The sequence below is a fragment of the Micromonospora inaquosa genome (assembly GCF_003857055.1).
Classification (GTDB): Bacteria; Actinomycetota; Actinomycetes; order Mycobacteriales; family Micromonosporaceae; genus Micromonospora; species Micromonospora inaquosa.
On sequence record NZ_QGSZ01000220.1, the window covers coordinates 1 to 25430 of the forward strand.

Here is a 25430-nt window from a genome sequence, read left to right on the forward strand (position 1 = left end):
GCCTCGTGCCTGCCCAGCCACGCGGTGCCTGCCCGCCCGGTCCCGACAGGCGGGCCTCGGCCGCCGACCTGTTTCGCGGTCGCACCGGCGGACCTGTCTACGGCAGGATCCTCCGGATGATCCGGCCCCTGCTCCTGCTCGACATCGACGGCGTCCTCAACCCCTACGGGACTCCTCAACCACCCGCCGGTTACACCGAGCACCGCCTGTTCCCCGGCGAGGAACCCGTCCGCGTCAACCCCACCCACGGCGCCTGGATCACCGAGGCGAGCGCCATCCTGGACATTGCCTGGGCCACGAGCTGGAACGACGATGCCAACCAACTCCTCGCTCCGCTTCTGCGCATCGCTCCCCTGCCCGTGATCACCATGCCACCCGCGCCGTTCCACCCGGGCGACAAGATTCCGGCCATCGCCGCCTACGCCCAGCAACGGCCTGCGGCATGGATCGACGACCTGCACACGCCGCAAGCCCACCTCTGGGCCGCAGCGCGCAGCAGTCCCACCCTGTTGATCACCGCCGATCCGATGATCGGCCTCACCCGCAACTCGATCGATCACGTCATGGCTTGGGCCAAGGCTCTTCAACGCCCGTCGGCCAATCCCTAGCGCCGCCGCCCAGCCCTCCAGCGACCTGCCGATCGAATCGGTCATGGTGACTGAAGGTGTCGTACACCTGTTCTAGTCTCGGGTCGTGGTCGAGGAGTTGGCGCAGGCAGACGACGCGGTCGCCGCCTGCGTCGACGCGGCCACCTGGACCCTTACCGAGCACGACCTGATCGCCGCGCTCGACGCCGCGCACCGCTTGGAGCAACGCCTCGCCGCGGTGAAGCTGGCCCTGATCCGTGAGCTCGACGGCCGCGGCACCGCCACCGCGCAGGGCGCCTCCTCCACCGGGGTGTGGCTGCGCGAACGGTTGCGACTCACCATCGCGACCGCCCGCCGTCTCGTCGACCTCGCCGCCGTCCTCGACACCGGCAACCCAGGGGTACGACAAGCGCTAGCCGACGGGCACATCAGCCTCGATCAGGCCCGGGTCATCGCCGACACCGTCAACACCGTGCAGACCACCGCTGGTCCCGAGGCAGCCGACAAGGCCGTCAGCCTGCTCACCGACTGGGCCGGGCAGTTCGACCCCACCCACCTGCGCACACTCGGCACCCGCATCCTCGAACACATCGCCCCCGACCTCGCCGACGCCGCCGCCCACGCCGCCCTCGAAGCTGACGCACGGCGGGCCACCCGCGACCGACACCTCACCCTCTCCACCCTCACCGACGGCCGCCTGCGACTCACCGGCACCCTCGACACCGAAACCGCCGGCCTGTTCCGCGCCGCCATCGACCCGTTGAGCACGCCCTCGGGCACGGATGACTCCCGGTCCCCCGGGCAACGCCGCCACGACGCCCTCGCCGACATCTGCCAACTCGCCCTGCGCACCGGCGAACTACCCGACAGCGGCGGCGACCCCGCCCAGATCGTCGTCACCACCACCTACGACGGGCTAACCCAGCAGCTGTCCAGCGGCGCGCTCGACATCGGCCTGCACCTCACCCCGGACACGGTGCGCCGACTCGCCTGCGACGCCACCATCCTCCCCGCCGTCCTCGACAGCGCTGGCCAGGTCCTCGACGTCGGCCGACAACGCCGCCTCATCACCGGGCCGCTCCGACGCGCCCTCGTGCTGCGCGACCGCGGCTGCGCCTTCCCCGGCTGCGACCGACCACCACGCTGGTGCCACGCCCACCACATCCACCACTGGACCGACGGCGGCACCACCAACCTCGACAACGCCGTCCTACTCCGCGGCCACCACCACCGACACGTCCACCAGACCGACTGGGTCGTCCGGCTCGGCGACGACGGACATCCGGAGTTCATTCCACCCGCCTGGCTCGACCCCGAACAACTCCCCCGCCGCAACCACTACCACCGACAAACATAAGAGCGACCAGGCGCGAAGATCACGTTGTTGGCCGATACGTCGGGCATGCGCCGAGAGGGCCGAAGCGTTGAGCGACACGTCCCAGGCAGGTGCCGGCCGGGCGACGATGAGCCCGGGATAGTCGCGACCCGTCGCCCGGTCAGAACGCCCGAGGAGGACTGCTCGCACCGGCCACGGCGGGCAGCGCAGGCGGCCCGCGACCCACGACGATCCGCACCGCCCACGACAGCTCGCTGGCCGGCCTCCACCCACCAGTGCTTCGCTGACGGAGGCTCGTCGTTGTACTGAATGTCATTGACGGCACCGATGCGGTCCTCACAGAGGGGACCCTAAAGAAGACCGCTGTACATAATCCGGTTGACCTCAAGCTTGGGTGAGGTCCTAGCCTCCCGTATCGGAGGTAATGCATGAGCATGGAAGTTACCGCGTGGATGTCCCTGCACCACGCGATGAACGCGCAGGACGAGCGACCGCTGTCCCGCGCGACCTTGAAGCGGATCGCGCAGTTCGCACAGCCACACCGTTCTTTGATCGTCAGGTTCCTGCTGCTGAGTGTGGTGACGGCGGTTCTCACCGTGGCAGCGCCTGTTCTCGCCGGTCGGGTGGTCGATGCGATCGTCGACGGCGCCGACAGCGGCGTCGTGATCCGGTTGGCCGTACTGATCGCCGTGATCGCCCTCGCCGAGGCCGGGCTGGGTCTGGTGACGCGATTTCTCTCCGCCAGCATCGGTGAGGGGTTGATCGTCCAACTGCGGACGGCTGTCTTCGACCACGTTCAGCGCATGCCGGTGGCGTTCTTCACGCGGACCCGTACGGGTGCGCTGGTCAGCCGCCTGAACAACGACGTGATCGGCGCGCAGCGGGCCTTCAGTGACACCCTGTCGAGTGTGGTCGGCAACGCCGTCACGCTCATGCTGACGTTGGCCGTGATGCTCACCTTCTCCTGGCAGATCACGCTGCTGGCGCTGGTCCTGCTGCCGATCTTCGTCCTCCCGGCCCGCCGGATGGGCTCGCGGCTCGCTCGGTTGCAGCGGGAAGCGGCCGAGCACAACGCGGCAATGAGCACCCGGATGACAGAACGGTTCTCCGCCCCCGGGGCCACCCTGGTCAAGCTGTACGGGCGGCCGGCCGAGGAGTCCGCCGAGTTCGCGGCCCGGGCACGTCGGGTCCGCGACATCGGCATCCGCGCCGCGATGCTGCAGTGGGTCTTCATCACCGCCCTCACCGTTGTCGGCTCGCTGGCGCTGGCCCTGGTCTACGGGCTGGGTGGTCTCTACGCGCTACGGGGCAGCCTCGACGCCGGGACGGTGGTCGCCCTCGCGCTGCTGCTGTCGCGCCTGTACGCACCGCTGACATCGCTGGCCAGTGCCCGGGTCGAGGTGATGAGCGCGCTGGTGAGCTTCGAGCGGGTGTTCGAGGTTCTCGACCTCAAGCCGCTGATCCTGGACAGGTCCGACGCCCGGCCGCTGCCGGAAGGACCGGTAGCTGTGGAGTTCGAGGGGGTCCGGTTCGGCTACCCCGCAGCGGACAAGGTGTCGCTCGCGTCGCTGGAGGATGTGGCGAAGCTCGACACCCGCGGCGGTGAGGAGGTGCTGCACGACGTGTCGTTCCGCGCCGAAGCCGGGCAGATGGTGGCCCTGGTCGGCTCCTCCGGGGCGGGCAAGTCGACGATCGCGCAGCTCGTGCCGCGCCTGTACGACGTCGAGGCCGGTGCGGTGAAACTCGCCGACGTCGACGTACGCGAACTGTCGGCCGAGTCGATCCGGACGGCGTTGGGCGTGGTGACCCAGGACGGGCACCTCTTCCACGAGAGCATCCGCGCCAACCTGGCGTTCGCCCAGCCGGACGCGACCGAGGACGAGATGTGGGAGGTGCTGCGTCGGGCCCGACTCGACGGCCTGATCCGCTCGCTCCCCGACGGGCTGGACACCGTCGTCGGTGAGCGCGGATACCGCCTGTCCGGCGGGGAACGGCAACGGCTCACCATCGCCCGACTGCTGCTGGCCCGTCCGCGCGTGGTCATCCTCGACGAAGCCACCGCGCACCTCGACTCCACCTCGGAGGCTGCGGTTCAGGACGCTCTCGCCGAGGCCCTGACCGGCCGGACCAGCGTGGTCATCGCGCACCGGCTCTCCACCATCCGGGCAGCCGATCAGATCCTCGTCGTGGAGGCCGGGCGCATCGTCGAACGAGGGCGACACAGTGACCTGCTCGCGGCCGGCGGTCGCTACCACGAGCTCTACCGCACCCAGTTCGCCCAGGACCAACCGACGGCTCAGGACCAACCGACGATCCACGAGCAGCGCGTCGCGCTCTGACGCCCGCGCTCACCTGAAACAGCCGCGGCGGCCAGCCTTCAACGCCGGCCGGACCGCCGCGTCGCGGGTGCTGGCTGAATCGGCAGCGCCGCCCGCCCCGGAGAGCACTCCAGGGCGGGCGGCGGCCGGTCACTCGGCGTCTCAATCGTCGTCGTTGTCGTCGTCATCGTTGTCGTCGTCGTCATCGGCGTCGTTGTCATCGGCGTCATCGTCGTCGTTGTCATCGGCGTCGACCGGCTCCTGCTCGGCCTTGACCACCGATCCGTTGTCCCGGTCGACGTCGACCTCGTGCTCGGTGTCGCCCGCGACGATCTCGACGCTCCACACCGGCCGGCCGTTCTCCTGCTCGGCTTCGACCTCGACGATCTGGCCGCCACCAGCCTTGGCGAGCGCGATCTCACCGGCACGCTTCTCGTCGACCGCGCTGCCTGCGGGCGCGCTACCTGTCGACGGCGTGCCCGACGGGGTCCCGGCCGACGGCGTGCCGCTCGACGGCGTACCCGATGGGGCCGACGCCGAGCCGGTGGTCTCCGGCGCGCCGGTGGCCGTCGGTGCGACGGTTGCCGCGGCGAGTGCCGTGCCGCCGGTCCGGGAGTCGTTCGCGGCGGTGACGCCGAGCGCGACCCCGGCCACCGCCAGCACCGCCGACCCGCCGACCGACGCCAGCAGCAGATTGGTGCGCTTCATCGTGGTGTCCACCTTTCCTCGGTTGTCGACTCCGAGGATCGGCCAGATCGGGATAGCACCGCGCTGTCCGGACGCTAAGGCCGGGTTAAGACGGTCGAGGGGCTGGGTCAGCCGCGCCGGTTGAGCTCCGCTTCCAGCCGCTGGACGAGTGTCTTGCGGTCCTTGCTGGCGCGCTCGTTGCGCAGCGCGGTCTTGAGCTGTCGCGTGTCGAGGCCACGGACCAGCTTGGCCGCTTCCGCTACCGACATCTCCGACATCCGTCCGGCCGTGGTGGCGTCCCGACGCGCTCGCTTGGCCGGCCCGGTGTTGGCCACGTACTGCTTGCCGGATCGGGACGCTTCGCGCTTCTTCGTGTCGGTTGCGCGCTTCTGGCTCTCCGACATCTCCTCCCAGGCCTTCTTGGGCAGGTAGCGACTCGTCGTGTCGCCCTTGCGCGCACGGGTGTCGCCCTCTTTCGTCTGCCATTTCTCGTCGCCCCAGCGCTGGAGAGACTTCTGCCGCTCGTCCTTTTCGCCCAGGAATCCACCGCCGCGCTTCTTGTACTCCTGAGTGACCAGCTGCGACTTGCGCGCCGACCACTGCCCCGGCCGGCCGCCCTTGTCGGAAGCCTTGACCTCATCCTTGATCTGCTCTCTGAGCTCGGGTTTCGTATACCGCGCCATGACTGGCAGCTACCCGGCACCGCAGCGCCTATGCGTCCCGCACGGGCGTCGGCGGCCCCAGCCGCAGCAGCACCCGCGCACCGCCTCCCGGGGCGGCCCGCAACTCCAGTCGACCGTCGGCGGCCTGAGCGGCGCGCCGGGCGATGTCCAGGCCGAGGCCGGTGGACCCGGCCGCGCTGGCCCCCCGCCGGACCGCGCCGACAGGCATTCCCGGGCCTTCGTCGGCGACGGTGAGCAGCACCTCCCCCGCGTCCTCGGCGAGCCGGACGGCGAACGGTGACCCGTCGGGGGTGTGCGCGAAGACGTTGCCGAGCAGGGCGTCCACGGCCGCCGTCAGGTCGTCCCCGGCCACACCGACGAGCAGCGGTCCGGGGGCAAGGTCGAGGGTGACGGCCCGGCCGGTGTCCTCGGCCAGCACCGACCAGAACGCGACCCGGTCGGCGACGATCGCCGCCGCGTCCGAGACCGCCGGTCCCGCCGCCGGTGAGTGGTGCCAGCGCGCCTGCCGGATCAGCCCGGTGACCGCGCGTTCGAGCCCGTCGGCGGCGGCGGTGATCCGGGCGGCGTCGTCCGGGTCGCGCAGCGACTCCGCCTCCAGCCGAAGCGCCGTCAGCGGCGTCCGCAACCGGTGCGACAGGTCGGCGACCTGCTCGCGCTCCTGGCGGAGCAGGACCTGGATCCGGCCGGCGAGATGGTTGAGCGCGCCGGCCACCTCGCGCAGTTCGGGCGGGCCAGCGGGCGTGACCCGGGCGTCCAACTCGGCGTTGGCCAGCCGGTGCGAGACAGCCGAGAGGTCGCTGATCGGCCGGACCAGGGTGCGCGCCAGCCGGTCGGCGACCAGCAGCCCGATCAGCACGAGGATCACGCCGAGCAGCGCCAGCACCAGCCAGGCCCGGGCGACCCCGGCCGTCAACTCGTGCTGCGGCACCGCGATCCGGATCACCCCGGTGCCGTCCGCCCGGCCCTGCACGGCGATGACCACCTCCCGGCCGGCCGCCGACTCCCCGGTGAGGCTCTGCCCCCGCGCGGCAAGGGCCACCGCCGGGGTACGGGGTGTCTGGGCGCCGAGCACCGTGCCGTCGGGCAGGAAGACGCTCACCGGCCGCCTCGACTCCGCCGCGAGTTGCTCGACGGTGAGCCGGATGGTCGCCGCGTCGGCGGTGCCGACCACCGGCACCAGGCTCTGCGCGTCGGCGGTGGCCCGGACGGTGGCCCGGTCCTCGGCTACGGTGCGGACCAGCAGCGCCAACGGCACCAGGAACGCGATGAGGGTGAGGACGCTGACCGCGCCGACCAGCAACGCGAGACGGGCCCTCACGGCTGCGCCGCCGGGGCTTCCAGACGCACCCCGACACCCCGCACGGTGTGCAGGTAGCGAGGCTGCTGTGCGTTCTCCCCCAACTTGCGACGCAACCAGGACAGGTGCACGTCGACGGTCTTGTCGGCGCCGCCGTACGGGATCTGCCAGACCTCGGTGAGCAGCTCACGTTTGGTGACCACCTGGCCGGGCCGACCGGCGAGGTGGTGCAGCAGGTCGAACTCGCGGGGCGTCAGCTCGACCGCGACCCCCTCCAGGGTGACCTGCCGGGCGCGGGGGTCGACGCGCAGCCCGCCGACGACGAGCGCCGGGTCCTGCCCGTCGGTGCCGGAGGGGCCGCGCCGCAGCACCGCCCGGACGCGGGCGTCGAGCTGCGCCGCCGTGAACGGCTTGACCACGTAGTCGTCGGCGCCCGCGTCGAGCACCCGGACGATCTCGGCCTCGTCGTCACGGGCGGTGGCCACGATGACCGGCACCGAACTGACCGCGCGCAGCATCCGCAGCAGCTCACGACCGTCCAGGTCGGGCAGGCCCAGGTCGAGCACGACGAGGTCGGGTCGGTCCTCCAGCGCGTCGCGGAGCCCGGCCATCGCGGTCGAGGCCGCGGCCACCGCGTGGCCGCGTTCGCGCAGGGCCCGGATCAGCGGCGTACGGATCGTCAGGTCGTCCTCGATGAGCAGTAGACGGGCCACAGCTGGCAGGCTAACCGCTGTCCCTGGCAGCGCGGTGCACGTTAACCATGCCTTAGCGTGCGGATGTGCCAACGACAAGGACGGATCGGGGATAGTCGGGGGATGGGCCGTCGTTCGATCCTCATCGCCACCGGGTGGGTGGCCACCGCCGCCGTGGCCACCCTGATCGGGTTGGGCGCGATCCGGTTGGTGGGTGAGAGCCTCACCGGCACACCGGGTGGGGTGCGCAGCGCGGCCGAGATCGAACGCGCGCTCGCCTCGCCCGAACCAGCGCCGACCGGCACCACGGGCGTCGCGCCGACCGGGCCGGGCACGGCCAACCCCGCACCGAACGCCAGCTCCGGGGCCCGCCGGGGATTCGCCACCGACGGCGGCACGGCCGTGGCCGAGTGCGGCCCCGACGGCGTACGCCTCGTCTCCTGGGCGCCCGCGCAGGGTTACCGGGTCCGCGACGTGGACCGTGGCCCGGATGACGACGTCGAGGTCACCTTTCAGGGGGCGAACCGGGAGTACGAGTTGAAGGTGCGCTGCATCGGCTCGGAACCGGTGGCCGTCGCCGACGACTAGTTTTTCCGCTCGCGGTCCGCGCTTCGGCCGAGGGCGACCATGCGCAGGGTCTCCTCCCGACGTCGCACGAGCAGTGCGCCGGCCAGGAAGGTCACCGGCGCGACGAGCACCAGCATCGCCCACTGCGCCGGCACCAGGGCGATGGCGCGTCCCATGTTCATGGTCGAGGTGAACCAACCGGCGAGGGCGCTGTCGATCACCAGAGCGAGGGCTGCCACCGGCAGGAGCATGACGACGATCCGTCGGCGTACCTGCGGAGTGAGCGTGACGACCGCCATCACCATGGCCAACGTGGCGACCGCCAGGCCCGCGACGTAGAGCCAGATGACCAGCTCACTGCTCGCCTCAAGGTCATAGAAGACCTGGTAGGAAGCTCCGTCGACGGAGACGAACGCGGGACTGGTAACCCGGTTCGTCACCAGCAGCGCGACCATCGCCGCTGGCGCGAGCAGCAGCGCCAGCAGTCGGCGTACGCCCAGGACCGCGATCGCCCGGCGGCGCGGCGCCGGCACGGTGAGCGCCGCGGCAGCCACCACGGCGAGGGCGAACTGCGGCAGTGTGTCCACCACGTACGTCGGGTTGTCGCCCGACTGCGGGGCGACGAGCGCGCCCCAGCCGAGCACGCCGGCCCAGGCCAGACCTGCGGCGACCCACCGCCACCCGAGCAGCACCGCCGCGCAGACGCCCGCCCAGCCGGCGACGCGCAGCCAGTCGACGAGATCCGCAGTGTTCGACCCGAACCCGGGCGGCCGGCCCGGGGTGAGGACGAACTGGTCGAGTAGTGCCCTCCCGGCGAGGGCCAGCAGGACAGCCGCGACCAGCAGGCCGGTCACCGTCGCCGCGTCCGACCAGCTCGGCTCGGTGAACCCCCGTGCGCCCACCCGTAGCCGTGCCCGCAACCCGGCGCCGACCAGGTTCCGCACGTCGGCGGCGGCGGGTCGCCGCTGGCCCGGCCGCGCACCGGCGAGGAGCACGGCCAGCATCTCGTCCTCGTACACCCGGCGGTGTTCCCACGGATAGACGACCAGCAGCCGCCGGTAGCGGCGCTCCAGATCCTCGCTGCTCACGCCGCACCCCCGTGGGTGAGTAGGCCGCCGCGGCGCAGCCGCACCCGGGCGGCGTCGGCGTTGTGTCGCAGCCGGGACGCTTCTTCGGCGAGCCGCCGCGCACCCAGCGCGGTGAGGCGGTAATAGCGGCGAAGTCGCGACTGCACCACCTCTTCGCGCTCGACCTCGATGAGACCGTCGGCGCGGAGCCGGTCGAGGACGGCGTAGAGGGTGCCGGCGCGCAGACGCACCCGGCCGTCGGAGATGCGCAGCACGTCCTCGATGACGGCGTACCCGTGCATGGGCGCCTCCGCCAGCGCGGTGAGCACCAGGAACGTCGGTTCCCGCAGTGGAGCTTCAGCCATGCCAGCGAGCATATACCGATAGGCGGTATATGCAAGGAGGGTGCGAGTGGAGCGACGGACGTGGCCGGCACGGCTCACCGTGCCGGCCACGTCATCGGTGGTGGTTCAGCTGGTGTACGCCTCCAGCTCCCAGAGCGAGTGGCCGTACCCGGTGCCCCGGGCGGTGCCGTAGATCCGCAGGTAGCGACCGTTGGCGTTGAGCGCGGTGTGCTCGTCCACCCCGCCGTCGGCCCCGGTCACCGTCTTCACTGTGGTCCAGGTGGTGCCGTCGTTCGAGGTCTGGATCTGGTACGCGCTGCTGTACGCCGCCTCCCAGCTCAGCTTGACCCGGCCGATCGCCGTGGCGCTGCCAAGGTCCACCCGGATCCACTGCGGGTCGGAGAACGTGCTCGACCAGCGGGTGGTGAGGCTGCCGTCGACGGCCTGGACGCCGGTCACGTCGGCCCCCTCGTTGCTGGACGTGGTCGTCGGCTTGTTGAGCAGCAGGTTGCCGCCGATCGGGCTGCCGGTGCCGCCGTACACCTCGAACTCGAACAGCGAGTAACCCCAGGCGGTCCCCCTCGTGGTGCCGAGCAGCCGGACGTACCGGCCGGAACCGCTGAGCCCGGTCAGGTCGTCCACCCCGCCGTCGCCGCCGGTCACCGTACGGATCGTGGTGAAGTTGACACCGTCCGGCGAGGTCTGGATCTGATACCCGCTGCCGTACGCCGCCTCCCAGCTCAACCTCACCCGGTTGATGGAGTACGTGGCACCGAGGTCCACGTCGATCCACTGTGGGTCGCTGAACGCGCTGCTCCACCGGGTGCCGGCCACGCCGTCGAACGCGTTGGCCGCGCCATACGCACCTTCGAGACTCGAAGCACGGGCGGGCTTGCCCAGTGCCAGATTCCCGGTGGGCGGGTCCGGGTCAGGGTCCGGGTCCGGGCCGGGGCCGCCAGGGCTGGTGGAGAGGGTGAACTCGTCGATGTCGAAGTACGGGCCGGTGCCCTTGAAGACCAGGAACAGGGTCCGGGTGCCGGTCGGGGCGGTGACCCCACCGGTGACAGTGGCGAAATTGGCGTACCCGCCGGTGGGCACCACGGTGGCCGAGCCGACCAGTGGACCGGTGGGCGAGTCGACCCGCAGCTCCAACGTGCCGCCACCGCCGGCCGGTGCGCCGACTCGGGCACTGAACGACTGGATGCCGGTCAGGTGGTAGGGACGGAACGAGATCCAGTCGTTGTTGTCGACGTAGCCGACGGCGGCCCCGCCGTGCCCGGCCGCCCCGGCGACGATCTGGATGCCGGACGAGTCACCGAAGTGCTCGGCCTGGCGTACCCGTGGTTGCAGCACCGCCTGGGTGTGCGTGGTCAGCGGCGGCTGGCCGCCCCCACCAAGGTCGGTGTACTCGGCGTCGATGATGCCGAAGATGTTCGCCGCCGTGTCGTGCTCGCCGTCGGCCGAGGTCTGGATGACCCCGGTGCAGCCCTGCGCGCTGCCCAGCTGGTGGCCGTGCGAGTCGTGGCCGAGAACGTAGTTCACCTTGACCCGGGCGCAGTTGATCGCACCGTCCTGGGCGTCGGTGACGGTGACGGAGAACGGCACCGCGTCCCCGAAGGTGAAGGTCTGCCCGTTCAGCGGGGTGTTCACGGTGACCACCGGGGCACTGTTGCCGACCGTGATGACCACGCTCGCGGTGGCCGTCTTGCCGGTGGTGTCCCGGACCGTCAACGTCGGGCTGCGGGTCCCGTTTGTGGTGTACGTGAAGCTCGGGTTCGCGGCCGTCGAGTCGGTGGTGCCGTTGTTGTCGAAGTCCCAGGCGTAGGTGAACGGGTCGCCGTCCGGGTCGAGGGTGCCGGCCGAGGAGAAGGCCACGGTCAGCGGCGCGGTGCCACTGGTCGGGGTGGCCGACACCTTCGCGACGGGCGCCCTGCCCTCGCGGGCGTACTCGATGCGGTAGAGCGCCGAGTTGGCGTCGCCGTTGAACCAGCCGGTGCCGTAGTCGAGCACGTAGAGCGCGCCGTCCGGCCCGAACTCCATGTCCATGATCTGGGTGCCGGTCCAGGGGAACGGGTTGATCTTCAGCGGTTGGCCGGACGCGTCGAGCTTGATGTTCTTGATCCAGCGACGGCCGAACTCACCGGCGAAATAGGTTCCGTCGTAGTACTCGGGGAACGCCACGGGCGAGGTGTTGGTCGGGTCGTACCGGTAGACCGGGCCGCCCATCGGCGACAGGCCGCCGCCGGTGAACTCCGGCGGCGAGCCGGAGCCGCCGTACGGCAACCAGGCGGGGACGGCCGGCGGCAGCTGGGTGACGCCGGTGTTGTTGGGCGAGTTGTTCACCGGCCCGCCGGCGCAGTCGAACTTGGCCCCGGACGGGCCGGACGGGAAGGTGTAGTCGTTGTAGGCGTCGTTGCGGGCCGTGCAGTACGGCCAGCCGTAGAACCCGGGCCGGTCGATCCGGGCGAACTCGACGTTGCCGGCCGGCCCCCGGTTCGGGTCGGCGGTGCCCGCGTCGGGGCCGTAGTCACCGAGGTAGACGATGCCGGTGGCCTTGTCCACGCTCATCCGGAACGGATTGCGGAAACCCATCGCGTAGACCTCCGGGCGGGTCCGCGCGGTGCCCGGGGCGAACATGTTGCCGGCGGGGATGGTGTAGCCGCCGCCCGCGCTCGGCTTGATCCGCAGGACCTTGCCGCGCAGGTCGTTGCTGTTGGCCGAGGTGCGCTGCGCGTCGAACGCCGGGTTGCGCCCGGCCCGCTCGTCGATCGGGGTGAAGCCGGCCGAGTCGAACGGGTTGGTGTCGTCTCCGGTGGACAGGTAGAGGTTGCCGGCCGCGTCGAAGTCCATGTCGCCGCCGACGTGGCAGCACATGCCCCGGCTGGTCGGCACGTTGAGGATCAGCGTCTCGCTGGCCAGGTTGATGGTGTTGTCCGCGTTCACGGTGAACCGGGCCAACCGGTTGACGCCGTCCCAGACGGCGAAGTCGGCCGGGGTGCCGGTGGCTGGCGCACCGCCGCCGGGGGTGCTCAGTGGTGGGGCGAAGTAGGCGTACACCCAGCGGTTGGTGGCGAAGTTCGGGTCGGCCTTGATGCCCTGCAGGCCCTCCTCGTCGCCGGTGTAGACCGGCAGGGTGGCGGCGATCTTGGTGTTGCCGGCGGCGTCGGTGTGCCGGATCACGCCGTTGCGGCTGGTGTGCAGGACGCCCCGGTCCGGTAGGACGGTGAGGCTCATCGGCTCACCGGTCTCAGCCGCGCCCTTGGCCAACTCCACCTGCTGGAAGCTGCTGGTGACGGTGGGGCCACAGTCGGCGTCGACCGCGCCGGCGGCCGTCCGGATGCCGCCGAGCAGGTGCTGGCGGAAGTTCGCCTCGGTGTACGACGCGTCGGTGTGGCCCAGGCCGGTGTACCAGGCTCGACCGCCGGAGTAGTTCTGGCACCAGGAGATCGGGTGGTCGGCGCCCATGCTCCCACCGGTGTAGGTGCTCTCGTCCAGGGTGGCCAGCACGTGCACGGCGCCCCGAGGGTTGGTGCGGTAGTTGTACAACTCGTCGAACCGGCTCCACCGCTGCGGCAACGTCGCGGTGGACGGGTGCACCTGGTCGGCCACCTTCACGGTGACGGTCTGCTCGGCCGGGTGCGAGGCGAAGTACGCACCGACCAGTCCGCCGTACCACTGCCAGTCGTACTCGGTGTCGGAGGCGGAGTGCACGCCCACGTACCCGCCACCGCCCTGGATGTAGCGCTCGAACGCGGCCTGCTGGGCGGAGTTGAGCACGTCGCCGGTGGTGGAGAGCCAGATCACCGCGGCGAACCGGTCCAGGTTGGCGTCGGTGAACTGACCGGCGTCCTCGGTGGCCTCGACGGTGAAGCCGTTGGCGGCGCCGAGTTGCTGGATCGCGGCGATGCCCGGGGTGATGGATCCGTGCCGGAATCCGGCGGTCTTGCTGAAGACCAGCACGCTGAAGGGTGCGGCGCTGGCCGTGGGTGGCGCGGCGACGATGCCGCCCGCCACGAGGATCGCGCTCAGCGCGAGGCCGAGCCACGATCTCAGGGATCTGCGCACAGTGGGGTCCTTTCGCGGTGCGAGGGACGGCGTGCGCCGATCACGCCTGGCGGTGGTGGTACGAGACATGCACATGCATCGTTGCGCTCGGATCACTGGCGCGTCAAGCACTCTGCCGCCATCCGTGAGAGCGTTATCTCCGCAGGTCAGGCGCGACCGTGCAGAGTGAGATCGAATAACGCTTTTCCGGCCGCGAAACGTTCAGCGGCCGCCCGCGACCAGCTCGGCGATCATCCCCTCGCAACTGCGGACCACGACCTGAGCCCCGCGCCGCTGCGCCAACGGGAGCAGCGGATCCTCCGCCCGATCCCGCCACCGCCACTGCGCCTCCGCAGCGACCTCCCAGAGCTGCCGCACATCGGCCTCATGCTCGACACCGAGTCGAGCCGCGAGGCCCACCCCGTCGCCGCCGACCAGCCGCTGCGCCTCGGCGGCCAGCTCCGCGTCGAACCCCAGCCGGGTGTTCCGCAGCGCCACCAGCAGGCGCAACTCCCGGAACTCGTGCGCACCGGCGAGGATCTGCTCCACCGCGCCGACCAGCTCGGCGGACCCCCGGGTGGGCTCGGCCCGCAGCAGCGCCTCCACGGCGGCCAGCGCGGACCGGGCCTTGAGCGCGTCACGGCGATCGATGAAACAGCGCGTCACCGACTCGCGCAGCTCGGTCAGACCGCTACGCCGAATCAGTTCGGCGGACAGCTTCACCCGGCTGTCGAACCCGCTGCGCACCAACGTGGCCGCGAGCCGGACACCGAAGACCCCGAACCGACCCAGCAGCGCGGCGCGCACCTCGGTATCCAGCCGTACCGGCAGCTCGCCGCCGAGGAAGCGGTCGGCGGAGATGAGGTGGGCGTCGAGCTCCGCCCGGGGCACCTGGGCCAGGGTCGCGAGCGCGGCGAAGTCCGACTCACCGAGCATCCGGCCCGCCAGGCCGACCATTCCACTGCACGCCACGACGTTGACGCTCAACGCGTTCACCCTCGGGTCACGGTAGTGCCGCCGGGCGAGCTGGCGTGCCGTGAGCAGGCCGTCGATCCGACCTCCGCCGGTCTCGTCGGCACGGGACAGCACCATGATCACGTTGACCGGGGCGGACTGTCCGACGGCAGTGTCCCGTGCGGACTCCAGCACCCGCAGATCGCTGTCGCGACCGTCGCGGGTCAGATACAACACCGCGTCCGAATCCCGCAGCACCCGCTCCAACACCGGTGCCCGGCCCTGCTCGGCGCCGCCGGTGACAGCCGGGGTGTCGATCAACGTGATCTGCCGCAGCGCCCGCGTCGGCCACCGCACCACGATGTCCCGCACGTCCCCCGCGCCCCAGCCCAGATCCACCCGCAGCCCGGTCGCCGACTTCACCACCGCCAACTCCTGCGGCGGCTGCCCGACCGGGTAGGCCGTGGCGTGCGGCGCGGCCCCGTCCTCATACCAGGTGAAGGCGCCGTCCGCCCGCTCGACCGGCGCGACCTCCTCACCCATCAACGCGTTCAACACCGTCGACTTGCCCGATCGCCACGGGCCAACGACGGCGATCCGCAGCGGCTGCTCCAACCGGGCCACGTGATGGCGAAGCTCCGCCACGGCCCGAGGATTGTCCTGGTAGAGCTCGATGGCCTGGTGCAGCAACCCCCACGCCGCCTCATCCAGGCGCACCCCCACCGTCACGGCTGCGGCTCCAGCAGCAGCGGGGCGGAGCGGGCGCCGGTCAACTGCTGGGCCTGCTCGTAGACCGCCGCCAACCGGGTCATCTTCAACCGGATCTCGCGTTGCCGCTGCTCGCGCAGGGAAGCGTCGGTGTCGGCCTCCTGCTTCGCACTGCGGAACGACTGAACGATGGCCTCCTGGAGTTCCTCGGTCAGACCCGTGAAGTGGTCCCGCAACATCCGCTGCACCTGCCGGGCGGCGTCACGGCAGTCTCGAATGATCCGGACGAAGAAGTCGTCGACATGCCGCTGGATGGCCGTCTTGACGGTCGCCTGCCGACGACGCAGCAACTGTTTGCTCTCGTCGCGGATGCTCTTTCCGCCGAAGAGCGCCCCGATGCCGACCGAGACCGGATTGATCATCGGCATCCCGGCCAGGGTGGTCGCCAGACCGAACATCAGCATGCCGCCGTACGAACCCTTCATACCGGTGAACAACTTCTGGCCGGTGGTGAACCGGTCGACCGTCGGTCGTTGCAGCTCGGGCAGTCGCTCGCCGATGTCCTCCGGCATCGTCATCGACCAGGGCGGCAGCACGTCGTAGCCGTACCGGTCGAAGTTGGCGGCCACCCGCCGGGCGATCCAGTCGCAGCGCTGGATCAGCCACTCGTGGTTCGCCTCCGCCGCCTCCACCAGGCTCCGCTCCAGCCAGTCCTGGAAGGTGTCCCAGGCGACCAACGGGTCGGCGGTGTCGAACGCCTCGTCCACCGCGCGCAGGATCTGACGGGTCCGGTCGCGCAGGTCGTACTCGAGGTCGGCGAGCAGGTCGGTGATCTCGTCGGTCAGCGTGTTCTGCCACCGGGTGGAGCACCGGCGCAGCTCGTCGACCTCGCGCTGCGCCGCGTGCAGCCGGGAGATCGGCCCGGACTGCTCCTCGGCCTCCTGGGTGGCCAACTCGGCGCGCAGCGGCGCGGCCAACTGCTCCACCACCGTCCGGGCCACCGTCTGCACCGCCGCCCGGGCCAGGTGGTCGGCCTTACCGGCCAGATCGCGTTGCAGGCGGGCAATCAGCGCGGGGAAACCGGACTCGGCGTTGAGCGCACGGTCGTCGGCCGCGGCGGCGCGCAGTCGCAGCGCCGCGGAAACCGGGATCAGCGTCGCCGGCACACCCGCCTCGGCCAGGTGCTGCCGGTTACGGTCTGCGACCGTACGCCAGTCTGCCACCAGATCGGTCTTGCTCTGCACCACGACCACGTTCGGATGCGAACGCATGATGTGCAGCAGCATGTTCAGCTCGGCGACGGACAACTCCCGGGTGGAGTCGGAGACCAGCAGCACGGTGTCCGCCCGGGCGGGCGCGGCGACCGAGGCTGCGGCGCCGATACCGGCGACCTCGTCGGTGCCGGGAGTGTCCACCAGCACGACCCCTGCGCCCAGTAGTGCGCGGGGCAGTCCGATCTCGACATACGCCGGGCCGCCACCCGGCCGACGCCCGACCAGGCCGGCCACGCCCGCCGCGACCTGGTTGAGCGCCACCGGGGTCCGCTCGACGGTCACCGGGGCGGCACCGGTGGCACGACCCGGGGCCGGTGGCGGCGCCTGGGCCACCGACACTGTGGGGGCCTCGGCATGCTGCACCACGGTCGGCAAAACGGTCGTACGACCGTCGCCGACCGGGCAGGCCGGAGCGTTGATGATCGCGTTGATCAGCTGACTCTTGCCCTGGTTCGGCTCACCGATGACCAGGACACGCAGCGTCGGGTCCAGCAGTTGCGCACGCTTCTGCCGCACCGTCTGGAGTAGGTCACCGCGACCATGTGCAGCGCACGTGCGGGCAATCTCGTCCAGCACGTCCAACCAGATCCCGGCCATCACCGCACCAAGTGTGCGGATTTCGGCTCAATTATCAAGAGGGACCGGATGTGGAACCCGAAAGGGCCGGATCGCCCGAGACGATCCGGCCCTCCGCTCCGCCCGGAGATCCGGGTCAGAGCAGACCGCCGGTGATACCCAGCAGCCCGTGATCAGACGAGGCGTGCGAGTCGCCGCCGAGCACACCATCGGTGACCCCACCGGTCACGTCACCGACCGTGTCGGTGACCCCGGGGAGGATGCTGTCCACCTGGTGCGTCACGCCGCCCACCGTCGACGACACGTCGAGCGGCGGGACCACGCCGCCGACGACACCGTCGCCGTGCCCGAGGCCCAGCCCGCTGAGGGTGTCGTCGACACCCAGGGAGCTGACGACCCCACCGAGCTGACCGTGGGTGCCGGAGAGGACACCGCCGGTCAGGTCGCCGCCGATCAGATTCGAGTCAGTGACGCCGAGCAGACCGCTCGGGTCGCCGGCCGTGCCGGTGACGTCCCCGAGCACCGGGTCCGCGATCGCGTCCACCGGCTGCACCACGTCGGCGTCGAGGGTGTGCGCCACGTCGGAGACACCGGCCAGGTCGGTGTCGAGGCCGGACGGACCGACGCCCAGGCCGATGCCGGGCAGCACGGTGACCCCGGCGGCGGCGGTCGACGGGTCGACCGCGATGGCACCGAGCACACCGGCCTTGACGTCCACCCCACTGGGCGAGCTGGTGACGCTGATCTGCTGCGCCACGCTCTGCAACTGACCCACCACGTCGGTGGTGTCGGTGAGCAGCGGGTCCAGCCCGAGCTGCCCGACCGGCGAGGCCAGCGGCGCGAGGCCCGCCCCCGGCGCGTAGTCGACGACCAGCGGCACGACGTCCTGCACGTCCGCGGCGGTGATGTCGGTGAGCCCGGCGCCCCGCAACGCGCCCTCGGGGTCGAGGTCGAAGGCCGACCGCGCGTCCGGGTTCGTCAGTAGGTCGAGCACGAAGTCGTGGAGCGTCTGCTGCGAGTCCATGTACCGGTTCTCCTCGGATGTGGCATTGGCGGGGTGTCGTACGTCGACAGTGACGACGCTATTGCGCGGGGTCGCACCCGGGCATCGGGGCTGAGCCCGCATCCGGGCCGGTTGAACTAGGGGCTCCGCCACCTCGTACGTTAGGGGGACTGGGGGAAACCGTCCCGGCGAGATTAGGGTCCCGACCAGGGACTGATCTCTGGTACGAACGTAGGAGCCCGCGGGGTTCGCCGGGGGTGGGTCGTCGGGGCAGCCGACGCCATCGCCACCGACCGGCCGACTCACGGGGAGAGACAGAGACGATGCCGTACGTCCTGGGGATAGACATCGGAAGCAGCAACACGGCCGCCGCCGTCGCACGGCGACGCGGCGCGACCTGGACACGTCCCGAGGCCGTTCCGCTGAGTGCCGACTCACCTCTCATGCCCTCGGTGCTGTGCCTGGCGGAGGACGGTTCGCTGCGGGTCGGCGAGCCCGCGACCGACGACGGCAGCCGCACCACCCGGGACTTCGTCCACCGGATCGGCGACGACGTGCCGGTGCTGCTCGGCGGCGAGCCGTGTGCGCCGCAGACGCTGGCCGCCGAACTGGCGGCGTGGGTGGTGGAGCGGGTCCACGCCCTGGAGGGCGGGGCCGCCGAGGCGATCGTGCTCAGCCACCCGGCCGGGTGGCGCCCCTACCGTCGGGAGGTGCTGCACCGGGCACTGTCGGAGCTCGGTCTGCGGCACGTGACGTTGCTGCCCCGCACGGTCACGGTGGCCGAGAGCCACGCCGCTCGCGGGTTCGCGGGCAGCACAGCCGTGGTCTACGCGCTGGGGGGCAACAGCTTCGAGGCGGCTCTGGTGCGCCGCACCCCGCGCGGCACGTACGAGACGTTCGGCACCCCGCAGTGGCTCGACTCGATCGGTGGCGCCGACTTCGACGAGGCGCTGGCCGAGCATTCCCGTACCGTGTTGGCCCGGGAATTGGCCGCGACCGGACGTCGCGGGGCCCAGGCCGCGCTGCGCGGGCTGCGCGCGGAGTGTGACCGGGTCAAGCGGGTGCTGACCGTCGACCTCACCGCCGACGTGGTGCTGACCCTGCCGAGCGGCCCGGCCCGGGTGCCGGTGACCCGGGCGCAGTTCGAGGCCATGATCCGCCCGACGGTGCAGGCCACTGTCGACCTCCTGCTCCGCGCCGTGCGCAGTGCCGACCTGACTCCGGCAGATCTCGACGGCGTCCTGCTGGCCGGCGGCTCCACCCGGGTCCCGCTGGTGACCGAGCTGATCGGCGCGGCCCTCCCGGTGCCCGTCGAGGTGGAGCCGGACGCACAGTTGACCGCCGCCACCGGGGCGGCGATGGCCGCCTGTCAGGTGGTGTCACCACGCCCTCGCCCGCCGGCGCCGGCCCGCGCCCCGGCCCCGGTCAGCAATCCCGGGCGGGCGACCATCCCGGCGCAGCGCCGCCCCCAGCACACCGTTCCGGGCGATCCGCCACCGCGGCCCCCGGTCCATGTCCTCCCACTGGAACTGCCGAAGCCGTCCCGCCTGGCGCTGGCCCACGCCCGGGGGCGCGAAGGATGACCCCAATGATCATGAATGACCTCGCCGCACCAGGGTTGACCCTGGACAAGGGGTTGCAGGCCCTGCTGGACACGGTCGCCCAGAACCCGGCCGCCCCGCTCGCCGTCGGCATCGCCGGCCCGGCCGGTCACGGAAAGACCGCACTGCTCGCCGAGCTGGAGCGCATCCACCAGCGCGCCGGGATCGCCGTACAGACCACCGCCCCGGAGCCGGGTGCGCCGGCCGACCCCGGCACGGTGGTGCTGGTCGACGACGCGCACCTGCTCGACGACGCGCGGATCGGGGCGCTGCTGGGTCTGGTCGCCGACCGTCGACACCGCTTGGTGGTCGCCCACCGCCCGTGGCCGCGGTCGGCGGCGTTCAGTGAGCTGGTCGACGCCCTGCGTCGCGACGGGCAGGCCGTGCTGCTCACACCCTTCACCCGGGAGCAGACCGCCGCCTACCTCGCCGCCACACCCGAGCTGGGCCGCACCGCCGACCTGGTTGACTTCGTCCACACGCAGACCGCCGGCGTACCCCGGGACGTCGAACGGCTGGCCCGCGGTCTGGCCGGCGGGGAGACCCGGACCGGCGCGATGATCGACCCACCCCGGTCCGCCGTCCTCGACTTCGCGCCGGACCTGGAGGTGCAGCCCACCGAGGTACGTCGACTGCTGCTCGCCGTGGCGGCCGGTGGGGCGCTGCCCGTCGGCATGCTCGGCGCGCTGCTGGGCCGGGACCCGGCCGGGGTGGACGAGTTGATCGCCACCACCAGGGCGGCCGGGCTGCTCGGCGCCGACGGCCGGCTCGCGCCGATCGTCCGGCGGGCCGTCGCGACGCTCAGCCCCACCACCGAGCGGACAGCCGTCTGGCGCCGGCTCACCGAGTTGCAGCTCGCCCGGGGCGCCGCCGTGCTGCCACTGGTCCGCTCCCTGCTCGCGATCGGCGCGCTGGGCGACTGCCCGGCCGCGACCCTGACCGCCGCGGCCGGCGAGGCGCTGGCCGACGAGCCGGCGTTCGCCGCCGAACTGTTCGCGGCGGCCACCGCCGCCGGCCAGCCGCCCAACGCCCAGCAGGCGCTCGCCGCCGCGCTCGCCGGTGACCTCGACGACGCGCTTCGGCTGGCGGACCGGCTGCTGGCCACGGCCGCTCCCCCGGACCGCTGCGAGGCGGCCATGGTCGCCGCTACCGCACTGGCCCACCGTGGGCACGTCGGTCGCAGCGTCGAGCTGTTCCGGTGGTCGGGCACTCCGTCGGCGCGGGCGTTCGCCATCGTCGGCGGGCTCGCCTCCGGCGACCTGGCCGCCACCACCGAGTCACCGGCGGGTGACCCGGCGGGCGAACCGCCCACTCTGCACGCCAGCGCCGCCCGGCTGATGGCCAACGGCGTACGCGAAAGCGTGACCGGCCCGCCGACCGCCGCTCTCTCCGCGCTCGTGCAGGCCGCCGCGCTGCTGGAGCCGGACGGCCGAGCGGCGCTCCTACCGGACAGCCCGGCGGCCCTCGCCGCGTTGACGGCCGTGCACTGTGGTGAGCTGGAGATCGCCGAGCGGGTGCTGCACCGCGCCCTGGCCGCCGGTGTCGGCGGTCCGCTGATGGCGCGCCGCCACCGGCTGTTGCAGGCCTGGATCCTGATGGTCCGTGGTGAGATCCACGCCGCCGGCGAGCGCCTCGCCACGGTGACGCTCGACGGGCGGCACCTGGAGTCACGCGACCAGCTCTTCGCCGCCGCGATCCGGATGGGCATCGGCCGGCGCAACAGTGACCTCGGGGCGCTCAAGCGGGGTTGGGGGCAGGCGCTGGAGGCCGTGGTGCGGCACCCCGTCGACCTGTTCACCCTGCTGCCACTGGGTGAGCTGGCCATCGCGGGCGCGCGGCTGGGTGACCTGGCCCGCCTGGAGCCCTACCTGCACCAGGGGCGTGCGCTGCTCGACGGCCTCGGCAACCCCCCACTGTGGAGTGTGCCGGTGCACTGGAGCGCGCTGCACGCCGCCATCCTGACCGGCGAGCCGACAGTCGCCGACGACCACGTCGCGGCATTGCTCGCCGCCGCCGGCCACAGCCGGTACGCGGCAGTGGTCGCCGCCGCCGCGGAGAGCTGGGTGGAGGTGCTCCGGGGGGCCGTCGACCCGACCCGGGTGGAGGCCGCCGCCCGTGGGCTGCACGACACCGGGCTGTGTTGGGACGGCGCCCGCCTCGCCGGGCAGGCCGCCATCCGCACCGCTGACCGGCGGGCGATGACCGCCCTGCTGGAGTGCGCCCGAGCGTTGCAGGGACGGCCCTCCGGCGGGTACGGCGGGCAGACAGCGACGACCGGTACGAGCACGACACGAGTCGCCGGCCCCACACAGCACGGGCTCAGCGACCGCGAGTACGAGGTTGCCGAGCTGGTGCTGGCCGGGTTGACCTACCGGGAGATCGGCGACCGGCTCTTCATCTCGGCCAAGACCGTCGAACACCACGTGGCGCGGATGCGCAACCGGCTGAACTGCGCCAACCGCACCGAGCTGCTGGCTCTGCTGCGCACCCTCGTCGCCGACCGGGCCAGCGACACCGCCGGGCAACCGTGGCCGCAGCGGGCGAGCCGATGACCCACAACGATGGTCGGCTGCTCCGGACCAGGCTGGCCGTGCTGGCCGCCGTGCTGATCGCGCTCTGGTCGTACGCCGCCTACGTGTCCAGCCAGGACGCCGTCGACCTGCTGCGCGTCCGGGCGCTGGCGGACACCCTGGGACAGCCCATCGACCGCCTGATCCTGAGTCTGCAGACGGAACGCCGGATCACCGCCGAGATGATCGCCGGGGCGGGCCAGCCGACGCCCGAGCTGGTCGGGGCCCGCGAAGCCACCGACCGGGCCGCAGCCGAGATCCGCGAGTTCACGAAGGGGCGTGACGTTCGGCTGCTCAGCGCCGGCGCGGTCCGGGACCGCGCCGGAGAGCTGGTCCGACGGCTCGACGGCCTCGGCACGACCCGGTCCCAGGCGGACACCGGGCGGCTCGACCAGGCCGCGGCAGTCGACGGGTACGACGAGGTCGTCGACGTCGCCTTCCGGGTGTACGGCCCGGAGTGGGGCGCGTACGAGAGCGGGCTGGCCGCCGACACCCGCGCGGTGATCGCGCTGGCCCGCGCCCGGGAGTTGCTGGCCCGGGAGGACAGCCTGGTCAGCGCGGCCCTGACCGGCGCACGGCTCGGCGTCGAGGAACGGCGTCGGTTGACCGCCCTGGTCAGCGTCCAGCGGTACGCGCGCGCCGAGGCCGTGGCCGGTCTTTCGTCCGACGGTCAGGCCGAGCACCAGCGCCTCGCGGCCAGCCCGGAGTTCACGGCTCTGCTCGCCCTGGAGGACCGGCTGCTGCTCCAGTCGGGCACCGCCAACACCCTGGCCGGTGTCACCGCCCCACGCTGGCGGGCCGCGGCGGACGCCGCCCTCGGTGCGCTGCAGACACTGGTGACGAGCACCGCCCGCAGCAGCGTCGAGCGGGCCACGCCCGGTGCGGCGGTGCTCATCGGGCGTACCGGAGCAGTGGTGGGGCTCGGTCTCATCGTGGTGCTCGTGCTCCTGCTGAGCTGGGCGGGCACCGTCCGACGCCTGACCGAGGAGCTGACCAGTCCGGACGCCGACCTCCCGGCCCCGGCGCAGGACGCTCCCGCCCCGGCGCGGGAGGCTCCCGCCCCGGCGCAGGGTGACGACCAGCGGGAGCTGTTCCTGGGGCTGACCCGACGCAACCAAGTTCTAGTGCGCGACCAACTCAGCCTGTTGGACGGGATGCAACGTCGGGAGCGGTCCACCGAGGAGACCGGCGAGCTGTTTCAGCTCGACCACCTGACCACCCGGGTCCGACGCAACGTGGAGAAACTGATCACCCTGGCCGGCGCGACACCCGCCCGGCGCTGGCGACGCCCGGTTCCATTACTCGATGTGGCACGCGGCGCGGTCGCCGAGGTGCCGGACTACCACCGCGTCCTGATCGCACCGCACTGGCCGTGGTCGCTCGCGGGGCCGGCCGTCACGGACGTCATTCACCTGCTGGCGGAGCTGATCGAGAACGCGCTGGTCTTCTCCGGGGCGGACACCACCGTCCGGGTCAGCGGCGAGCAGCGACCGCAGGGGTGCGCCGTCCTCGTCGTCGACGACGGGCCCGGCCTGGACGCCGCCGCGCTGGACGAGGCGAACCACCTGTTCGGCAACCCGCCACCGGACGGCCCGCCGGCGGGCTTCGCCGGTTGGTACGCCGCCGCCGTACTGGCCGGGCGCTGCGGCGCCCACGTCTCGCTGCGCCCCAGCCGGCGCGGTGGAACGGCAGCGATCGTGCTCCTGCCCTCCCGGCTGGTCAGCGTCACCGACACCGGCCGCACACCGGCCAGCGCACCACCCGACACCCCGTACCCGCCGGCCCGCACCGACGCCGACCTGCCCGACCCGAGCGGCGACGGCGCGTTGCCGATGCGGGTCCGCCACCCCGGGCCGATCGGCCCGGAACACGGCAGGACCAGCCTCGACACTGTCGAGTTGCCAGTCGCGAGAACAGCAAGGAGACAGCAATGACGTCTGCAGTGGTCACCGAGGACGGTCTGACCGACGCCCTGAACAGCCTGGTCGACCGAGTGCACGGCGCGGAGTTCGCCGTGGTGCTCTCGCCGGACGGGCTGCCGCTGGGCGGCTCGCGGCGGGTGGGAGAACAGCTGGCCGAACAGATCTCCGGCGTGGTCGCCGGCCTGATCGCGTTGGGGCTGGCCGCCACCCGGACCTGCGACGCGGGTCGTCTGCGCCAGGTCGTGGTGCAGATGTCACGGGCGTTCCTGTTCATCGCCACCATCCCGAACGGGACCATCCTCACCGTGCGGATCGCCGGTGACGACGTCGAGGTCGGTGACATGGCGTACGAGGTGGCGCTCTTCGTGGGCCAGGCCGAGCGGCACCTGCCGATCACTCTGGGGCCGGCCTCCTCGGTGACGATCGGGGACACTGGTGCACACCAGCGGCACCACTGACGAGGCGTGGTACGACGATGACGCGGGCCCGGTCGCCCGGCCCTACACGATGACCGGGGGGCGCACCGCGCCCGCACGCGGTCAGTTCGACCTGATCTCGCTGGTCGTCGCCCGGCGCGGGGTCACGCCCCCCACATCGCTCTTCCCCGAACAGGCGCGCATCGTCGAGTTGTGTCACCATCCAGTGTCGGTGGCCGAGGTCGGTGCCGAGTTGGACCTTCCGCTGGGGACCGTCCGGGTGCTGCTCGGTGACCTGCTCGCGGCCGGGCTGATCGAGACGCACGAACCGCCGATGCTGTCGGAGCTGCCGACCGAGGATCTGCTTGAGGCGATACTCGTCGGGCTTCGCGGGCTGTGACCGGGCAGCTGTCGCCCGGGAGCCGGACGGATCGTGGGCACGCGCCCGGCGACGAACTGAAGGAGAGACTGGCAGTGCCGGCAACACCACCCCAGCCACGCCGTACCGTGGCGATCATCCTGCTGGATCGGGTCGTGGCCCTCGTCACGGCCACACGGCGGGTGCTCACCGGTCGGGAGGACGTGTCGCGGGCCACCTGGGTGGCCGTCATCGCGGCGCTCGGGGTGCTGATCGCCACGGTCGTGTCCGTCGTCGGGGTGCTGCGCACGCCGGAGAAGCTGACGCCGGTGACCCTCGACCCGCCGCCGTCCGTGGAGCAGGCGGGCGCTTCACCGTCCAGTACGCCCCGGGCGCAGGCGCGACCGGCGCTCACCAGCCCGGCGG

The 25430-nt window shown here is 72.0% G+C and carries 20 protein-coding genes; 10 read left to right on the top strand and 10 right to left on the bottom strand.

Annotated elements, in window-relative coordinates; genetic code table 11:
* Window positions 1-116 precede the first annotated feature (116 nt).
* From DLJ59_RS17735 to DLJ59_RS17745, 3 genes are all read left to right on the top strand, one after another.
* Window positions 117-608: an HAD domain-containing protein gene (locus DLJ59_RS17735; protein WP_124773757.1), complete on the top strand. Its 492-nt coding sequence runs from the start codon at window positions 117-119 to the stop codon at window positions 606-608.
* 85 nt (window positions 609-693) lie between these two features.
* Window positions 694-1944 carry an HNH endonuclease signature motif containing protein gene (locus tag DLJ59_RS17740; RefSeq protein ID WP_124773758.1) on the top strand — a complete coding sequence of 417 codons (1251 nt, stop codon included), beginning with the start codon at window positions 694-696 and terminating at the stop codon, window positions 1942-1944.
* 407 nt (window positions 1945-2351) lie between these two features.
* Window positions 2352-4262, top strand: a complete 1911-nt coding sequence (locus DLJ59_RS17745) for an ABC transporter ATP-binding protein (RefSeq protein ID WP_124773759.1) — start codon at window positions 2352-2354, stop codon at window positions 4260-4262.
* A gap of 141 nt (window positions 4263-4403) precedes the next feature.
* Here the strand turns inward: DLJ59_RS17745 and DLJ59_RS17750 are convergent, their stop codons facing one another.
* The 4 genes from DLJ59_RS17750 to DLJ59_RS17765 all read right to left on the bottom strand — a co-directional run bounded on the left by DLJ59_RS17750 (window position 4404) and on the right by DLJ59_RS17765 (window position 7621).
* Window positions 4404-4949, bottom strand: a complete 546-nt coding sequence (locus tag DLJ59_RS17750) for a PepSY domain-containing protein (RefSeq protein ID WP_124773760.1) — start codon at window positions 4947-4949, stop codon at window positions 4404-4406.
* 107 nt (window positions 4950-5056) lie between these two features.
* Complete coding sequence (locus DLJ59_RS17755) at window positions 5057-5611, bottom strand: DUF5872 domain-containing protein (protein WP_124773761.1); 555 nt, start codon at window positions 5609-5611, stop codon at window positions 5057-5059.
* Between the two features lie 28 nt (window positions 5612-5639).
* The gene (locus tag DLJ59_RS17760; RefSeq protein WP_124773762.1) at window positions 5640-6929 is read right to left on the bottom strand and encodes a sensor histidine kinase; all 1290 of its coding nucleotides are present in this window, start codon (window positions 6927-6929) and stop codon (window positions 5640-5642) included.
* A complete protein-coding gene (locus tag DLJ59_RS17765) occupies window positions 6926-7621 on the bottom strand; it encodes a response regulator transcription factor (RefSeq protein ID WP_124773763.1) in 696 nt (231 codons plus the stop codon). The genes DLJ59_RS17760 and DLJ59_RS17765 overlap by 4 nt, the downstream gene beginning before the upstream one ends.
* Before the next feature lie 102 nt (window positions 7622-7723).
* Between DLJ59_RS17765 and DLJ59_RS17770 the strand changes: the two genes are divergently transcribed.
* Complete coding sequence (locus DLJ59_RS17770; RefSeq protein ID WP_124773764.1) at window positions 7724-8188, top strand: septum formation initiator; 465 nt, start codon at window positions 7724-7726, stop codon at window positions 8186-8188.
* On the opposite strand, the gene DLJ59_RS17775 is transcribed toward DLJ59_RS17770, so the two are convergent.
* The 6 genes from DLJ59_RS17775 to DLJ59_RS17800 all read right to left on the bottom strand — a co-directional run bounded on the left by DLJ59_RS17775 (window position 8185) and on the right by DLJ59_RS17800 (window position 18158).
* Window positions 8185-9255, bottom strand: coding sequence for a hypothetical protein (locus DLJ59_RS17775; RefSeq protein WP_124773765.1), 1071 nt, complete (start codon window positions 9253-9255; stop codon window positions 8185-8187). The genes DLJ59_RS17770 and DLJ59_RS17775 overlap by 4 nt on opposite strands.
* The gene (locus tag DLJ59_RS17780) at window positions 9252-9599 is read right to left on the bottom strand and encodes a PadR family transcriptional regulator (protein WP_124773766.1); all 348 of its coding nucleotides are present in this window, start codon (window positions 9597-9599) and stop codon (window positions 9252-9254) included. The genes DLJ59_RS17775 and DLJ59_RS17780 overlap by 4 nt, the downstream gene beginning before the upstream one ends.
* Before the next feature lie 105 nt (window positions 9600-9704).
* Window positions 9705-13643, bottom strand: coding sequence for a ThuA domain-containing protein (locus DLJ59_RS17785; RefSeq protein WP_124773767.1), 3939 nt, complete (start codon window positions 13641-13643; stop codon window positions 9705-9707).
* A 201-nt stretch (window positions 13644-13844) separates the two neighbouring features.
* Window positions 13845-15305: a P-loop NTPase family protein gene (locus DLJ59_RS17790; protein WP_208648740.1), complete on the bottom strand. Its 1461-nt coding sequence runs from the start codon at window positions 15303-15305 to the stop codon at window positions 13845-13847.
* On the bottom strand, window positions 15302-17155 hold the full coding sequence (locus DLJ59_RS17795) for a dynamin family protein (protein ID WP_124773774.1): 1854 nt from the start codon (window positions 17153-17155) through the stop codon (window positions 15302-15304). Before DLJ59_RS17795 ends, DLJ59_RS17790 begins: the two co-directional genes overlap by 4 nt.
* Window positions 17156-17270: 115 nt before the next feature.
* Window positions 17271-18158 (bottom strand): IniB N-terminal domain-containing protein, encoded by an 888-nt coding sequence (locus tag DLJ59_RS17800; RefSeq protein WP_124773768.1) that lies wholly within the window; start codon window positions 18156-18158, stop codon window positions 17271-17273.
* A 302-nt stretch (window positions 18159-18460) separates the two neighbouring features.
* Between DLJ59_RS17800 and DLJ59_RS17805 the strand changes: the two genes are divergently transcribed.
* The 6 genes from DLJ59_RS17805 to DLJ59_RS17830 all read left to right on the top strand — a co-directional run.
* Window positions 18461-19720 carry an Hsp70 family protein gene (locus DLJ59_RS17805; protein WP_124773769.1) on the top strand — a complete coding sequence of 420 codons (1260 nt, stop codon included), beginning with the start codon at window positions 18461-18463 and terminating at the stop codon, window positions 19718-19720.
* A 5-nt stretch (window positions 19721-19725) separates the two neighbouring features.
* The gene (locus DLJ59_RS17810) at window positions 19726-22290 is read left to right on the top strand and encodes a helix-turn-helix transcriptional regulator (protein ID WP_208648741.1); all 2565 of its coding nucleotides are present in this window, start codon (window positions 19726-19728) and stop codon (window positions 22288-22290) included.
* Window positions 22287-24242, top strand: a complete 1956-nt coding sequence (locus DLJ59_RS17815) for a nitrate- and nitrite sensing domain-containing protein (protein ID WP_124773770.1) — start codon at window positions 22287-22289, stop codon at window positions 24240-24242. Before DLJ59_RS17810 ends, DLJ59_RS17815 begins: the two co-directional genes overlap by 4 nt.
* Window positions 24239-24688, top strand: a complete 450-nt coding sequence (locus DLJ59_RS17820) for a roadblock/LC7 domain-containing protein (RefSeq protein ID WP_124773771.1) — start codon at window positions 24239-24241, stop codon at window positions 24686-24688. The genes DLJ59_RS17815 and DLJ59_RS17820 overlap by 4 nt, the downstream gene beginning before the upstream one ends.
* Window positions 24666-25046: a DUF742 domain-containing protein gene (locus DLJ59_RS17825; RefSeq protein WP_124773772.1), complete on the top strand. Its 381-nt coding sequence runs from the start codon at window positions 24666-24668 to the stop codon at window positions 25044-25046. Before DLJ59_RS17820 ends, DLJ59_RS17825 begins: the two co-directional genes overlap by 23 nt.
* 74 nt (window positions 25047-25120) lie before the next feature.
* A partial coding sequence (locus tag DLJ59_RS17830) for a hypothetical protein (RefSeq protein ID WP_208648742.1) occupies window positions 25121-25430 on the top strand: 310 nt, incomplete at its 3' end.